This is a genomic window from Candidatus Poriferisodalis sp. (genome assembly GCF_965221945.1).
In the GTDB taxonomy this organism is placed as follows: Bacteria; Actinomycetota; Acidimicrobiia; order Acidimicrobiales; family Poriferisodalaceae; genus Poriferisodalis.
On the sequence record NZ_OZ244925.1, the window covers coordinates 626,494 to 641,752 of the forward strand.

Below are 15,259 nucleotides of genomic sequence, written 5' to 3' on the forward strand. Positions count from 1 at the left end.
CCAGCAGCAGAGCGCTCGCACCGACGAGCAATCGGCTAGCTGAAGACCTCCTTGTCTTCATTTTGCAGTCCTCCTGTAATGGTTCTGTAATGAAACGTACGACGCACTTTCGGCGCCACATGTTCAGGAGAACTATGAATTTGGCGAAATTTCGGTAACAAATCGGCCAATTGATGGCTTATGTCACTAAATTTCCTGTTATTTGAAGTCAACGGCCGATCCGGGACAGGACCACGGCCGACTAACGCCAAGCACTGGGTCTGACGGTTCGCTTGGCTAACGCCAAGCACTGGGTCTGACGGTTCGCTTGGCTAACGCCAAGCGAACACTGGCTGTTCGAGCTCGTCGACTCGGGTGTTGAGGCCGTCGTAGGCGACTGCTCGGAACTGGTAGAGCACGGCGCCGGTGGGTGCGTGGATCAGGTCGCCGCCGATGGGAATCTGGACGACGGGGCGATCGCTCTCGGGGATGCTCACGAATCGCGGCGAGTCATCGCGGGTCAGCTCGCGCATCGAGACTCGGTGTAACGACGCCACCTCGGCGGGGTTCGCTACCGGATCACGGTCGTCCGACAGCCAGAACACGAAGGGGCTGATGACGTAGCCCGAGCGGGTGGGGTAGTCATCGAGGCGGCCCAGCAGATCGTCGCTTGTGAGCTCCAAGCCGACTTCCTCGGCGGCTTCCCGCATGGCAGCTTCGAGTGCCGTCTCGCCGTCATCGACTCGCCCACCGGGCAGCGCCCACTGGCCGCCATGGCCGCGCAGGTGCGAGCCCCGCCGGGTGAGCAGCACTGCAGCGCCCCCCGCAGTTCCCTCTACATCGCCGGTGAGCGTGGGGTCGTTCTCCGCGCCGGGGATGTCGGCGAGCATCTCACGACGCTGCTCGGCGCTGATGCCGCCCATGACCGGATCAGCTCCGTGCCGCTCGGCGTCACTGTCGAGCACGATCACCGCCACGGCTGCGTGCTTGCGCCCCTCACCGGGGTGCTGGCGCACGTCGTGACGAGCCAGGTTCGCCGTCAGCCGATCCCGGAGCATGTCATCGTGCGCGATCTCGCCAGCCGCGGGCTCAGTCGGCATAGCCGGAGAGTCTGGCATCCCGCCGACCCGGCCCGCCGGTCGGCGGGACTCTCTACGATCGCTAGGCGTGAATGCGCAACGCCAGATCGTGCTGGTGGGCTTCCTGCAGGCGCAGAACTGCACGACGATCCCTGCGGCTTGGCGGCATCCCCAGGCTCGCCATGACGTGACCAGCTTCGATTACTACCGACACATCGGCGAAGTGCTCGAAGCCGGCTGCTTCGACCTCGGTTTCTTCGACGACCGGCTCGCGATGCCCGACATGTTCGGCGGCGACCATCGGCACACCGTCGAGGCGGGCATCCGCTGCGTCAAGCTCGACCCGGTCACGGTGCTGACGGCAATGGGCATGGCCACCGATCGGCTCGGCTTGGGAGCGACATACTCGACGACCTACTACGAACCGTTCCACGTGGCCCGGGTATTCGCCACGCTCGACCATCTCACCGGCGGGCGCGCAGCGTGGAACGTCGTCACGTCGGTGAACGACAACGAAGCGCGCAATATGGGCCTGGCCCAAGCGCCCGCGCACGATGAGCGCTACGACCGTGCCGACGAGTTCATGGAGGTGGTGCACGGCCACTGGGACACCTGGGAGGCCGATGCCATTGCAGCGGACCGTGCAGCAGGGCTGTATGCGCACGGCGACCAAGTGCACCGGCTTGACCACCGGGGCCGCTGGTTCTCGTCGCGGGGGCCGTTCACCGTGCCGCGCACGCCGCAAGGCCATCCGGTGGTCATCCAGGCCGGCCAGAGCGGTCGGGGCACCACCTTCGCCGCCCGCTGGGGCGAGCTGCTGTTCGTGACTCACGTGCGGCTGGATGCAGCTACCACGCACTACGCCTCGGTGAAGTCGCAGATCGAGGCCTTGGGGAGAGATCCCGACCAGGTGAAGATCACGAACCTGACGTTCCCCGTGGTGGGCCACACGATGGCCGAGGCCGAAGACCGCCGCGCCGCCTACGACGAGCTGCCGACGCTGGTGGACGACCTGTCGCTGCTGTCGGAGGGGCTGAACTTCGACTTCGCCAGCCGCGACCTAGATGAGCCGCTGTCCGACGACGACCTCGATGCCATGACCGGCATCCAGGGCATCCGCAACCAGGTGTTGCAGATCACCGGACGAGCCAATCCCACGGTGCGAGACTTCGTGCAGGTGTCGGGGCGGGGTCGGTTGGCGCATCCCACTGTCGGAGGCCCCATTGAGCTGGCCGACTACTTCGAGGAATGGTTCACTGAGCGTGCCGTCGACGGGTTCGTGATCGCCGGGACACACATGCCGGGGGCCTTCGAGGACTTCGTCGAACTGGTCGTGCCCGAACTGCAGCGCCGCAGCCTCTTCCGCACCGAGTACGACGGCACCACGCTGCGGGACCACCTCCGCTTGAGTGTCCCCACGCCGGGAGCCTGGCGTTTGGCATAGGCGCCGCCCCGACGGCCGCGACTCTGCGCAGAAATGCCGCCACAGACGGCAAATTTGCGCAAAGAACGCCGACGGCTCGGACTTTGCGCAGAAATGCCGCCACAGACGGCAAATTTGCGCAAAGAATCGTGACAGCGGCGTTTCGAGACGCCGTCTCTCGGCGCGTCTGCTCAGCCGAAGAAGGTCCGGGCGTGTGCGGCCAGGTCAGTTGCAGTTGCGGTGTGGATGTTGCCGAGAGCGGTCACCTGGTTGAGCGCATCGTCGAGCACCGGAGCCCGGAACGGTTGGCCAGCGAGCCAGGGTCGCAGCGTCAGCATTAGCAGCCGGCCGCCGGCAGGGTGCTCGGCGCCGTCACGGTGCATGCGGGCTGCAGCGCCGGAGATGATCCCGCGCCAGCTGTCCAGCGATGCCCGGCGGTGCCACAGCGCAAACTCGTCATCGGCTTCGAGGAACAGCGGCAGCGACACCATCGGCGCTGTAGCAGGCGATCGGTCAGCCCCCTCCAAGGCACCGTCGGTGGACATGAGATACGGCTGCTCGTCGTTGGGCCAGTCGAGCACGGTGTCAATGCCGGCTTCGGCCAGCAGCGCCGGGGTGCGGAACGACTCGACGCCTTCGGCGGAGAACCAGGTAGTGGGCCGAGTCCCGGCCGCGCCCTCGATGGCGTCGAGGCATTGCGCGATGGCGGCCCGCTCGTCGGCCTCGGAGTTCTTCGAGGTGATGAGTCGGGTGGCTGCGATGCCCCGCCCAGCGATCTCGCAGCCCCGTTCGACCAGGTAGGACGCCAACCAGCCGTAGTACTCGGCGGTCAACGCGTCGACAGCGACGGTGGCGGCGATGCCATGGCGTTCCAGCACGTCGAGCAAGCGGAAAATGCCGACCCGGTGGCCGTACTCGCGGATCGTGAGCTGCGGGTAGTCCGGAGCCGGCAGGCGAGCCAGCCCACCGCTGCGGCGGCGCAGCGAATACGCGTCCGGCGGCGGCTCCCACTCGACGTGTTCGAGAACAATGACCGCGCCAACGGCAAGAGGGCTCTGGTTCGGCCATTCGAAAGGGGCCCGGCTCGGCAGCGGCGACCAGTCGTAGTAGGGGTGGTCCATGCCGTGCTGACGATGGGCGGGGCCGAACTCGAAGGGGGCTTGCAACGCGGTTACGGGGCGTGGGCTCGGGGCCGAAGCCGCCGCCACGCGCGGTCGCGAAGGCTGCGATTCAGGCGGGACAGGCTCGTGGGCGGCGAAGTCGTCGTAGTGATGGTCGATGAAATGCTGCGCAATCTGGCTGGCAGTGGTCTGCCACACGTCGTCGTGGCCCATCAGGTACTCGAGCATCGCCGCAAGCCCGTCGATCCGGTGCGGCATGCCCATCAGGTAGGGATGCAGCGCCACGCACATCACCCGTCCGCCAGCATCGTCGTCGGCTTCACGCCGCAGCACGTCGAGCTGGGCTCGCGCCATGGCCACGAAGTCGTCGGTGTCGTAGTGCTGGGCGAACACCGGCACGTCGTTCAGCTCCATCGAGTACGGCACCGACACGAGCCGCTGACCGCTGCGGGTTGCCAGCGGCACGGGCTGATCGTCGTGGAACCAGTCAGCGTGGTAGATCAACCCCGCTTCGGCCATGAGGTCCGGCGTGAGGGCCGTGTTCGACACCGCCGGGCCGAGCATGCCCCGCAGCTGTTGACCGGCGTGGCTGCGCAACGCCTCGATGCACTCGATGTAGAAGGTCCGCTCGGCGGTCTCGTTAGTCGAGGAGATGTAGCGGGTGTTGTAGATGCCGTGGGACATGATTTCCCACCCGCGCTCGACCATGGCGGCGCCGACTTCGGGGTAGTGGTCGAACACAGCCAGATTCGTCGAAGCGGTAGCGACAACGCCGTAGCGGTCGAGCACCTCAAGCATGCGCCAGAAGCCGACCCGGTTGCCGTAGTCGCGATAGCCGTACCCCTGCACGTCGGGGTGCGGTGACCGTGTCCACGTGTTGCGTTGCGGGTCTCGCGGCGGCAGGTACTCGTAGTGTTCGACGTTCGGGGCGATCCACAACGCCACCCGAGCATCGTTCGGCCAGCGAATCCGTGGCCGGTCGACGATCGGCAGGTACCTCACCCGGTGCGGAGGCAAGCTTCCGGGCAGTGGTGCGATCAGGCCAGATGCCGTGTTGTCCATGCGCCGACGCTAGAACAGCCCGCCGTTCACTTTCGGTGGATGCGGCCGACGTAACATCTGACCGTGGCTGACGAGAGGATGCGACCTCGACCGGCAATGCCGCCAGGACACGTGCGGCCTGAGTGGCATGGCCGACCGCTCGCGCCCGGTGAACTTCGCCGGATTCCCGATCTGATTCGGGACACGTTCGCGCTCATTGGACGGCGCTGGCGACCGTTCGGGGAATACGTGCTGATAGGAGCAGCGGGCTACATCGTGGCGTTCGTGATGCTGTTCTTGGGCCTGAACGCGCTCTTCGGCGGGCAGTTCTTCGCCAAGATCGACGAACTGACCGATCCCTTGGGCGGTACGACTGTGGACTTCGGTGAGTGGCTGGAGTCCTTCGACGTCACGCCCACGGCGTTGGCAATCGTCTTGCTCATCGCCTTCGGCCTCGCGAGCTCGATCGGTTTCTTGGTGCAGGACATCGCCATCACCCGGATGGCACTCGACGATGTCGATGGGCGAGAACTCAACTTCGCCAGGACCCTCTCTGCGTCATTCCGTCGAATGCCGAAGATCTTTGCCATCTCACTCTTGCTGGGATTCGTCATGGGCTTGGCCGGGTGCGGTGTATGCGTCTTCCTCGCTTTCATCGCGCCTGCGCTCGCCATCCTCTGGGCGCTGGCTTTCGTAGCTGCCGCTGTGGTGTTCTTCCCGCTGATCGGAATTTATTTCGTGATGGCGTATGTCGAACCCCGCATTCCCTCGCCACGCCGTTGGTGGAGTTTGATGCGGGGTCGCAAGGCAGCGATTTGGGGGCGGGTGTTCCTGCTCTCGCTCGTCGCTTGCGGAGTGGGATTCGCAGTCTCGTTGGCGCTGAGCGCGCTGCCGCTTCCTGCTTTGTACGGCGATCTCATCGTTAATGTTGTCGTCACTCCGCTCTTCTTCGTGGTGGGAGCAGTGGCGCATCTGCTGATATACGCGGACCTCATCACCGCAGAACAGCAGCCGACCATCGACGCGGAGTCGCTGAGTTAACGCTGGCGGGTCGACTACGGATTGACTCCGTATCGACCCCTGCCGTTGGCTGGCGACCATTTCGTTAGCTTCGCTTCGTGCCATTCGGGCGGCCACCTCAGCCGGAGACGCCGCAGGTCATCCGCCAGATTCCACCGGCCGAGCCCGCCGACCCGGTCGAAGACGTCGATGATCCGCCCTTCGATCCGCCTGAACCGTTCTTCTGGACCACGCCCGCCGAGCCTGAGCCAGGAACGCTTCGCCCAATCCCCGCCCTCATCGGCGACACGTTCCGGTTCGCCCTCCGGAACTGGCGCAACGTGATCGTTGTGTCACTGCCTGCCCTTGTGGCCCTGACGCTCGTGTGACGCGTATATGGCTGGGCATACGAGCCCGTCTTCGATGACAGTCGCAGTACCGAATACGGATTGCGTCTGACATCGGCGAGCACGTTCTCCTTGGTGGCGATGGCGATCGGCAGCTACCTCTTCAGCACTGCCGTGGTTCATCTCGTCATGCAGCGAGAACGTGGCGGGATGTCGAAACCCGGCCCGGCCCTGCGGTTGGCCGTGCGCAGGCTTCCGAGAGTGATCACCGTCAATCTCGTTTACGGCGTACTCGTGGCGATCGTTTTGGGGCCGCTATTGACCTTGCTGCTGGTGATGTTCCTCTTCGAACGAGACCTGCTGGCGTTGTTGCCCTGGGCATATCTCGCAGCAGGAATCGTCGCCTATGCCGCCCCGCAGATCAACGTCTACTTCACAGCAATCAAGGTCGAGGACCAGCGGCCGAAGTTCCGCCGGGCACGGCAGCTTGTCGACGGTCAGCGCGCTGCCGCGTTGGGACGGGTGCTGTTGTGCCAATTCGTCCGCGTCGCTTTCAAGGCGGCATCGGGGATTTTCGTGCTCAAGGTCGATTCGTTCGCCTGGTTCGGATTCGGTGTCGTCAACATTGTCGTGACGACCACGCTCCTGACGACGGCCTTCACCCTCTTGTACGTGGACTTGGCGGGGGTCTCCGCCGATGACACGGACCCAGACGATCACCCGACTCTGATTGAGGACTCAGGAGGCAGCGACGATATTCCGGTGCGGCGGCCGACGTAGCATTCCGCCGTGGCTGATGACGACATGCGGCCGCGCCCGGTCCCGCCGCCGTCCGAGTCGCAGCACGGTGGCCGGCGGCGTGATGCGCACCGCCCCATGGGAGCATTGTGGACCGGCACCTTCGCGGTGGTCGGCAAGCGCTGGCGTGACCTGGTCGTAGCCGCGACGCTCGGTTCGGCTTTGTGGCTCGTTGCGTTCGTGAGCGCGTACGTGGGCGTGGACGAACTGTTCGATGGCCAATTCTGGACGAAGCTCGACGCCCTGTTCGACGGTGAAATCGAGACGGCCGCGGAGGTCGACGCATGGATGGCGTCGTTCAAATTTGCCTTCACTCCGCAGGCGGCGGGTCTGTTGCTTGTGGCGCTCATAGCCAGTTTCTTCAGCATTCTCCAAGCCGCTGTGAGCGCACAGATCGCGCGCCAAGAGCTGGTGGGCATCGATGCGGGCGGCAGCACCGCTGTGAGCATCGCGCTGAGTCGGCTGCCTGCACTGCTGCTCATCAATGTCGCGCTCGTCGTCGTTCAAGCGGTCCTGTTCCTCGTCGGGCTGGGACTCACTGTGGTCGCAGACCCGCTTGGCGCCGTGTGGGATCTCCTCACGCTCGTCGTTTCCGTCGTCATTGCCCCCCTCCTGACCATCTTGTGGGTCATGGTGTACGTGGAGCCTGGACTGCCGTCGTTGCGTCGGTGGAACCGGCTCTTGGGGCGCAACAAGTTGGCGACATGGGGCCGTGTGATGTTGTTCGACCTCGTCCGCATGGTTTTCGCGGCAGTTGTCTTCCTCGTGGTGATAGCGAGCCCGTTCTCGTTTGCGTATTCGTTGGCGATCGTGGTCGTCCTGGTTTGGCCGGTGACCGTCGGCATCGTGACCGTCGCGCACGTGATCATGTACGGGGACCTCGTCAGAGCGCTCTCGTCAGATGGGCGCGCGACCGACGGCGACCAAGGTTGACGCTTTACGGCTGACCGTTCGGCCCCCGAACGAGGAGTTGCGCTCCCCGGCAAATGGCCATGGGTGGGCGTGCTGAAATGTGCCCATGAGTGGGGACACGAACACGGACGTTCATGGAGTGCTGGCCGACTATCGCGTCATCGACTTGACCGACGAGCGCGGCCACCTAGCAGGGGCTATCTGGGCGCAGATGGGTGCCGACGTGATCGCGATCGAGCCGCCCGCGGGTTCGTCGGCTCGCCAGCTCGCACCTTTTGCCGGCGATGTCGAAGACCCCGAGCGATCCTTGCACCACTGGTCCTACAACCGCGGCAAGCGCAGCGTCGTGCTGGACCTCAACACCCCGCAAGGTGTCGAGCGAACCAAGGCGCTCATCGCGGGCGCGGACGTCGTATTCGAATCGTTCGATCCCGGTCAGGCGGAGGCGATCGGCTTAGGACGGGACGTGCTCGCAGAGCTGAATCCCGCCCTGATCCACGTCTCGATCACGCCATTCGGCAGCGATGGGCCGAAGGCCAACTGGGCCGCGTCAGATCTGGCGCTGCAGGCCTCAGCGGTGAACATGGCGATCACCGGCGACAAGGACAGGTCTCCGTTGAGGGCCGGCGGCACGCTCCCGCAGGCGATGCACAACGCAGCCTCCGAGGGAGCCGGTGCCGCACTCATTGCGCTGTGGGATCGCCAGACCCGCTCGGGGCTCGGCCAGCACGTCGACATGTCCGCGCAGCAGTCGATGAGCCAGGCCTCCATGTCGTCGACGCTCAACACGTCGCTGAACGCCACGATGACGAAGCGCATCGCAGGCGGCGCCAGCCTGCAGGGCATCGACATCCAGTTGATGTGGCCCTGCGCAGACGGGCACGCCTCGGTGACCTTCCTGTTCGGGCCGGGCTTCCGGGCCTTCACTCAGAACCTCATGGAATGGGTTCGCGAAGAGGGTTTCTGCGACGAGGCCACCCGGGACAAGAACTGGACCGAGTACGCCATGATGCTGCTCGACGGCCGCGAGCCGGTCTCGGAATACGAGCGGATCAAGCAGGTTCTCACCGACTTCTTCGCCACCAAGACGAAGGCTGAGTTGCTGGATGCGGCGATGACCCGGCGTGTGCTCATCACGCCCGTGTGGACGACGGGCGAGGTGTGCGACAGCGAGCAGCTGGCGTTCCGCCAGTACTGGGAGGACGTCGACCACAGCGATGTCGTGTCTGACGCCCGCGCGGGCTCCTTCGATCCAGCGGCGGTGCGCTATCCGGGCGCCTTCGCGAAGTTCAGTGAGACCCCGCTCGCGAGTCTGGGCCGTCCTCCGAGACTCGGCGAGCACACCGACGAAGTTCTGGCCGAGCTTGACGCTGTGGGCGCCGCCCGGACCCCGACCGTTCCGGTCTCGGTGCGTGAGGTCGCCGATGCCGCCTCGATCACGGCGCCGCCGCTTGAGGGTGTCAAGATTCTCGACTTCATGTGGGCGATGGCAGGACCGGCGGCATCCAGAGTCCTGGCCGACTACGGCGCCGAGATCATCCGTGTCGAGTCGGCCAACAAGCTCGATGCAGTGCGTTCGATCCAGCCGTTCCACAACGATGTCGGCGATCCGGACGGCTCGGGTCTGTTCAGCAACCTGAACGCAGGAAAGCGCGGCTTGGCGCTGGACATGTCCAAGTCTGAAGCGCTCGAGGTCATCTGGGATCTCATCGACTGGGCCGACGTGATCCTGGAGTCGTTCTCGCCTAAGGCCATGGCGGGATGGGGCATGGGCTGGTCCCAGATTCACCAGCGGCGGCCCGACGTGGTGATGGCGTCGAGCTGTCTGATGGGCCAGACCGGGCCGCTTGCGATGCTGGCCGGCTTCGGCACCATGGCCGCGGCGATCTCGGGGTTCTTCTACCCGGTTGGATGGCCCGACCGGGCGCCGGCTGGGCCATTCGCTGCCTACACCGATTACACGTCGCCTCGCTGGCTGGTGGCTGCTGTGATGGGGGCGCTGGAGCACAAACGCCAGACCGGCCGGGGCCAGTACGTGGATATGTCGCAGGCCGAGGCGGCGCTGCACTTGATGGCACCGGCGCTGCTCGAGCGCACCACCAATGGGCGCATCTGGGAATCGGCGGGCAACCGGGACCTGGTGTTCGCTCCGCAGGGTGTGTACCGGTCCGCTGCGGGCGGACCCCCAGGAGATGACCACGACGACAACTGGATCGCTATCTCGTGTGTGAACGACGGCCAATGGGCGGCCTTGGCGGGGGCGATGGGCCGCAGCGACCTGGCCTCGTTGAACGCAACCGAACGTCATGCGCGCCACGACGAACTCGACGAGATCATCTCGGCGTGGACCCGGGGTCGTGACGGCTACGAGCTGATGGCCGAATTGCAAGCAGCAGGAGTCGCCTCCCACATCGTACAGAACTCGCCCGAGTTCACGATTGATCCGCAAATTGTGCACCGCCAGCACCTCGTCGAGGTGGGACACGCCAAGCAGGGCACGACGACAGTCGAGAACAGCCGCTTCGTGCTGTCTCGCACGCCGGCGTCGGTGACCTATGGCGGTCCGACACTCGGCGAGCACAGCTTCGAAGTGCTGACCGAGACGCTCGCCTACGACGGCGACCGCATCGCCGAACTGGCCGTCGCAGAGCTGCTGGAGTAGCGCCGAGGGTCCTGTAAGCGGCGTTGCGCACTCGACCCCGAACAACACAGCGCGTCCGTGCTGAAATAGGCGAATGACTGACGCCCCCGCTGACGCCGAGTCCCTGTCGATGCTGAGTCCGTTCCGTGTGCTCGACCTCACCGACGAGCGGGGTCATCTGTGTGGAGCAATCCTCGCCCAGATGGGCGCGGACGTGATCGCGGTCGAGCCGCCCGAGGGATCGAAGGCGCGGCGGCTTGGGCCATTCGCCGGCGATGTCGAAGATTCGGAGCGCTCGCTGCACCACTGGGCGTACAACCGCGGCAAGCGCAGCGTGGTGCTGGACCTGCAGACCGACGATGGCGCAAGTCGGCTGCGCGACCTGGCCGCCAACGCTGACATCCTGATCGAGTCGGCTGGCCCAGGGGTGATGGACGGCCTCGGCCTCGGCTACGACACGATGGCCGAGATCAATCTCGAGTTGGTGTACGTGTCGATCTCGCCGTTCGGCTCAGACGGTCCGAAGGCTGATTGGGCCGCATCGGACCTCACGCTGCAGGCGGCGGCGGTCAACATGGCCATGACCGGCGACGCCGACCGGGCGCCGGTGCGCACCGGTGGGCTGTTCCCGCAGGCGTTCCACAACGCCGCATCGGAGGCGGCGGGTGCTGCATTGATCGCGCTGTGGGAGCGGCAAACACGTTCAGGACTGGGCCAGCACGTCGACATGTCGGCGCAGCAGAGCATGAACCAGGCCTGCCAGTCGTACGCGCTGTCGACACCCATCGGCGCGACACCGCCGATTCGCAGCGCAGGCGGGGTGCTCGTGGAGGGCCTGCACATCCAGCTGATGTGGCCCTGCGCCGATGGGCACGCCTCGGTCACCTTCCTGTTCGGGCCGGGGTTCCGGGCCTTCACCCAGAACCTCATGGATTGGGTGCACGAAGAGGGCTACTGCGACGAAGCCACCCGGGACAAGAACTGGACCGAGTACGCCATGATGCTGCTCGATGGTCGTGAGCCGGTCTCGGAATACGAGCGGCTGAAGCAGGTACTCCACGACTTCTTCGCCACCAAGACGAAAGCCGAGCTGCTCGACGCGGCAATGAGCCGACGGGTGCTCATCACACCGGTATGGACCGCGGACGAGGTCATCGACTCGCACCAGCTGGCGGCACGCGAGTACTGGGAAACCGTCACTCAGGACCTCGGCGATGACGGCCCAACTGACGTGCTCTACCCAGGGCGATATGCCCGCTTCAGCGTCACGCCGATGCAGCCGCTCGGACCGCCGCCCAAACTGGGCGAGCACACCGATGAGGTGCTGACCGAGCTCGGTGCGGCAGGGGCTCGGACGCAGCCCCGCATCGAGGCCACCGGGGCGGACATCACCGAGCACGTGGCGTCGACGGCCCTCCCGTTGGAGAACGTGAAGGTGCTCGACTTCATGTGGGCGATGGCCGGGCCCGCGGCGTCACGGGTACTGGCGGACTACGGCGCCGACATCATCCGAGTCGAGTCGGAGACCCGGCTGGAGGTGGCGCGTTCGCTGCAGCCGTTCCGCGACGACATCGGCGATCCCGAGTACTCGGCGCTCTACAACAACATGAACGCCGGCAAGCGGGGCATCTGCTTGGACATGTCGAAGCCCCCGGCGCTCGAAGTCATCTGGGACCTCATCGACTGGGCCGATGTGATTGTGGAGTCGTTCTCGCCCAAGGCGATGGCGGGTTGGGGGATGGGCCCCGAACAGGTGCGCGAGCACCGGCCCGATGTGATCATGGCGTCCAGCTGCCTGATGGGTCAGACCGGGCCGCTGGCGATGCTGGCGGGCTTCGGGACGATGGCCGCGGCCATCTCGGGCTTCTTCTACCCGGTCGGCTGGCCCGACCGGGCGCCGTGCGGGCCGTTCGGCGCCTACACCGACTACACCTCGCCGCGCTGGCTGGTGGCAGCGGTGATGGGAGCGCTGGAGCACCGGCGACGCACCGGCGAAGGCCAGTACATCGACTTCTCCCAGGCCGAGTCGGCGCTGCACTTGATGGCACCGGCATTGCTCGACCGCACCGTGAACGGCCGTGTTGCCCACCGGGTCGCCAACCGCGACCGCCACATCGCGCCCCAAGGCGTCTACCAGACTGCAGCGACTGTGTCCGATGCTGCACCGGACGCAGGGTCCCAGACAGTGATGCACGACGACAACTGGATCGCCATCGCCTCCGTCGACGACGTCCAGTGGCGGTCGCTGGCGGCACAGATGGGGCGTGGCGACCTGGCAGAACTGACGCTTGCACAACGTCACGAACGCCACGACGAGCTCGACGCGGTGATCTCAGCGTGGACTCGCCCCCAAGACGGCATGGCGCTGATGTATCGCCTGCAAGACGTCGAGGTGGCGGCCCACATCGTGCAGAACTCGCCCGAGTACACGGCCGATCCGCAGGTCATCCACCGGGGCCAGCAGGTGGAAGTGGCGCACGCCAAGCAGGGCACCACCGTCGTCGACGGGTCACGCTTCGTGCTGTCGCGAACGCCGGCGCAAGTGACCTATGGCGGCCCGACCCTCGGCGAGCACACTTTCGAGATCCTTACCGACGTGCTCGGCTATGACGGCGACCGCATCGCCGAACTCGCCGTCGCCGAACTGCTGACCTGATCGGCCACGCACGAGCCGCCCGCGGCTTGGAATTACCAGGTGTCGACCATGGGGCGCTTCTTGCCGGTGCGCGGCGCCGACTTGGGAGCTGAGAGCAGGGGCATGCGGATCCAGTCGCGGCTCTCGGCGGGGTCGATCCCACGGTCGATACTCACTGGCCTCTCGTCACCCTTGCCGTTACCGGCAGTAAGCGACTCCTGACAGAGTTCTGCGAGAGAAATTCTCACCAAACTATCTCATGCAGCTGTCTCGCTAGGCTTGAAGGAAGAGAACAGACTGGCAAGGGGCAGGTCATGCAGCAGCAAGTTGGAGGATTGAGTGCGCTGCTGTCTTTCACAGCGGCGAATGCGCGGTCATATCGCGACGAGGTTCGGATCAATCTGTTGGCATCGCAGTTCGCCGAAGATGGCGTAGTCCGCGAACTCGACATTGCAGGCCATACACGTTCGGTCAAGGTGCTGCCGGCCGCGGGCATCTTCGGCGCGAACGCGAGCGGGAAGACAACCCTCCTGCGTGTGATGAACGACATGCGGAGCGCAGTGCTGCACTCGTTTGGTTCCCATGGGCCCGGAGCTGCGATCGCCTGGCGCCCGTTTCGCCTTGACGCATCATCGGCATGCCGCCCAACACGCCTCGAGGTCGACCTCATCATCGATGGAATCCGGTGGCAGTACGGCATGGAAGTCAATGAGACCGTCAACCACGAGTACGCGTACAGCTTTCCCAAGGGCCGCCAGGCGCTGCTGTTTCAGCGAGACGAGTCCAGCATCGACTACGGGCCCTCAATGCGGGCGATGCGCGATGTGCTTGGTGCATTCGTGCGTCCCCAGACGCTCGTGTTGTCAACCGTCGGCGGTTTCGACGACAGAGACATCCATCCGCTGTCCCCCCTATATCGCTGGTTCGAGCACAACCTCGCATTCGTGGGCGCCGACAGCCGCGACATTCGTCTGCTGCGCCTCGCTCAGCTTTTTGAGGACACTGGTCGACGAGGCCGCGCAACTGCTCTCGTGCGAGCGGCTGATCTTGGGATTACAGAGGTCGAAATCGTCGAGACCGAGCTTGATGGCGAGGCGCATGACCAAGTGCGAGCCCTGATGGAGGTGATGCTGGGTTCCGACAATCCGCTTACTGCAACGGAGGACTTTCCTCCGATGCGGCGAGTTCGCCTGAGACATTGCGGCCGAGATGACGAAGTGAGTCTGGAACTGGAGGACGAATCGCAAGGCACCGTGGTGTGGCTCGGACTGTCAGCGGCCGTTCTCGACGCATTGGCGGGCGGCCACGTGCTGCTTGTCGACGAGCTCGACGCGAGTCTCCACCCGGACCTCGTGCGTCGAATTGTCGAACTGTTCCAAGCCCCCCACCACAACCCCAGAATGGCGCAGTTGGTCTTCAACGCCCATGAAGTGGAATTGCTTGGTGACACGGAACAGCGTGATATCGGACGTGACCAGCTGTGGCTCACGCAAAAGGACGACGACGGGGCGACGACTGTGTCTCAGGCCATCGACTACCGGCCGCGAAAAGACGTTTCATTGCGACGGAGCTATCTCCAAGGCCGATACGGCGGCGTCCCGGACCTCGATGCTGCTGCATTCGAACAAGCGTCGGCGGAGGCAATCTCCTAGCTGTGCCGAGGGGTTCCAGGCGTCCGAGCGGAACGTTTCCGCGCCGTGAGCTTGGACGTGCGCGCCAACGCAAGGTAGTTGCTGTGCTCACCGAAGGCTTGGTCACGGAGCCGGACTATGTCCAATTTGTCGGCAAGGACAATCCTCAGGTTCGAGTCCGCGTCATCGCAGGAGGTCTGACTCCGAGTCAGCTCGTGGAGCGGGCGCGCAAGGAGTTGCGAGCGAGCGATCGGGCGCGTCGTTCCAGCGGTTCACCCGAATTCGACGAAATCTGGTGCGTCATGGACACCGACGAGCATCCGGATCTCGCAGAATCGCTGCAGGCCGCGGCAAGTGCGGGGATTCGCGTCGCACTCTCAAATCCCTGCTTCGAGTTGTGGCTCTTGCTCCACTACCGGGAACAGACAGCTGCGATTGACCGCCGCCGTGCACAGCAGGACGCGAACCAACTGGGCCTCGTTGACGGCAAGCGTCTCTCGGAATCCGCGAAGCGGGAGCTACGGATGCGTTACCAAGAGGCCAAGAAACGGGCACATGCACTCGATGCGATGCACTCGCGAGACGAACGGCCGTCCGAGGCGAATCCCAGTTCGCAGGTGTGGCAGTTGGTAGACCGACTGCTTTGAGGGCTG

The 15,259-nt window shown here is 65.0% G+C and carries 12 protein-coding genes; 9 read left to right on the forward strand and 3 right to left on the reverse strand.

What is annotated here, in order from left to right; genetic code table 11:
• Window positions 1-311: 311 nt before the first annotated feature.
• Entirely contained in the window at window positions 312-1,079 is a 768-nt protein-coding gene (locus ACOQPH_RS02895; RefSeq protein WP_420623246.1) for an NUDIX hydrolase, read from the reverse strand.
• 67 nt (window positions 1,080-1,146) lie between these two features.
• On the opposite strand from ACOQPH_RS02895, the gene ACOQPH_RS02900 reads away from it, so the two are divergent.
• Complete coding sequence (locus ACOQPH_RS02900) at window positions 1,147-2,502, forward strand: LLM class flavin-dependent oxidoreductase (protein ID WP_420623247.1); 1,356 nt, start codon at window positions 1,147-1,149, stop codon at window positions 2,500-2,502.
• A 170-nt stretch (window positions 2,503-2,672) separates the two neighbouring features.
• Here ACOQPH_RS02900 and ACOQPH_RS02905 read toward each other — a convergent pair whose 3' ends face one another.
• A complete protein-coding gene (locus ACOQPH_RS02905; protein WP_420623248.1) occupies window positions 2,673-4,664 on the reverse strand; it encodes a polysaccharide deacetylase family protein in 1,992 nt (663 codons plus the stop codon).
• A gap of 63 nt (window positions 4,665-4,727) precedes the next feature.
• Here ACOQPH_RS02905 and ACOQPH_RS02910 point away from each other — a divergent pair, with 63 nt between their 5' ends.
• The 6 genes from ACOQPH_RS02910 to ACOQPH_RS02935 all read left to right on the forward strand — a co-directional run bounded on the left by ACOQPH_RS02910 (window position 4,728) and on the right by ACOQPH_RS02935 (window position 12,996).
• The gene (locus ACOQPH_RS02910) at window positions 4,728-5,684 is read left to right on the forward strand and encodes a hypothetical protein (protein ID WP_420623249.1); all 957 of its coding nucleotides are present in this window, start codon (window positions 4,728-4,730) and stop codon (window positions 5,682-5,684) included.
• A gap of 77 nt (window positions 5,685-5,761) precedes the next feature.
• Window positions 5,762-6,031: a hypothetical protein gene (locus ACOQPH_RS02915; RefSeq protein ID WP_420623250.1), complete on the forward strand. Its 270-nt coding sequence runs from the start codon at window positions 5,762-5,764 to the stop codon at window positions 6,029-6,031.
• Window positions 6,032-6,124: 93 nt separating this feature from the next.
• Window positions 6,125-6,769 carry a hypothetical protein gene (locus tag ACOQPH_RS02920; protein WP_420623251.1) on the forward strand — a complete coding sequence of 215 codons (645 nt, stop codon included), beginning with the start codon at window positions 6,125-6,127 and terminating at the stop codon, window positions 6,767-6,769.
• A gap of 9 nt (window positions 6,770-6,778) precedes the next feature.
• Window positions 6,779-7,720 (forward strand): hypothetical protein, encoded by a 942-nt coding sequence (locus ACOQPH_RS02925; protein ID WP_420623252.1) that lies wholly within the window; start codon window positions 6,779-6,781, stop codon window positions 7,718-7,720.
• Between the two features lie 85 nt (window positions 7,721-7,805).
• Window positions 7,806-10,361, forward strand: a complete 2,556-nt coding sequence (locus ACOQPH_RS02930) for a CaiB/BaiF CoA transferase family protein (RefSeq protein WP_420623253.1) — start codon at window positions 7,806-7,808, stop codon at window positions 10,359-10,361.
• Window positions 10,362-10,434: 73 nt separating this feature from the next.
• Complete coding sequence (locus ACOQPH_RS02935; RefSeq protein WP_420623254.1) at window positions 10,435-12,996, forward strand: CaiB/BaiF CoA transferase family protein; 2,562 nt, start codon at window positions 10,435-10,437, stop codon at window positions 12,994-12,996.
• 32 nt (window positions 12,997-13,028) lie between these two features.
• Here the strand turns inward: ACOQPH_RS02935 and ACOQPH_RS02940 are convergent, their stop codons facing one another.
• Complete coding sequence (locus tag ACOQPH_RS02940) at window positions 13,029-13,151, reverse strand: hypothetical protein (RefSeq protein ID WP_420623255.1); 123 nt, start codon at window positions 13,149-13,151, stop codon at window positions 13,029-13,031.
• A gap of 138 nt (window positions 13,152-13,289) precedes the next feature.
• Here ACOQPH_RS02940 and ACOQPH_RS02945 point away from each other — a divergent pair, with 138 nt between their 5' ends.
• Window positions 13,290-14,627 carry an AAA family ATPase gene (locus ACOQPH_RS02945; RefSeq protein WP_420623256.1) on the forward strand — a complete coding sequence of 446 codons (1,338 nt, stop codon included), beginning with the start codon at window positions 13,290-13,292 and terminating at the stop codon, window positions 14,625-14,627.
• An 83-nt stretch (window positions 14,628-14,710) separates the two neighbouring features.
• The gene (locus ACOQPH_RS02950) at window positions 14,711-15,253 is read left to right on the forward strand and encodes an RloB family protein (protein WP_420623257.1); all 543 of its coding nucleotides are present in this window, start codon (window positions 14,711-14,713) and stop codon (window positions 15,251-15,253) included.
• Window positions 15,254-15,259 lie beyond the last annotated feature (6 nt).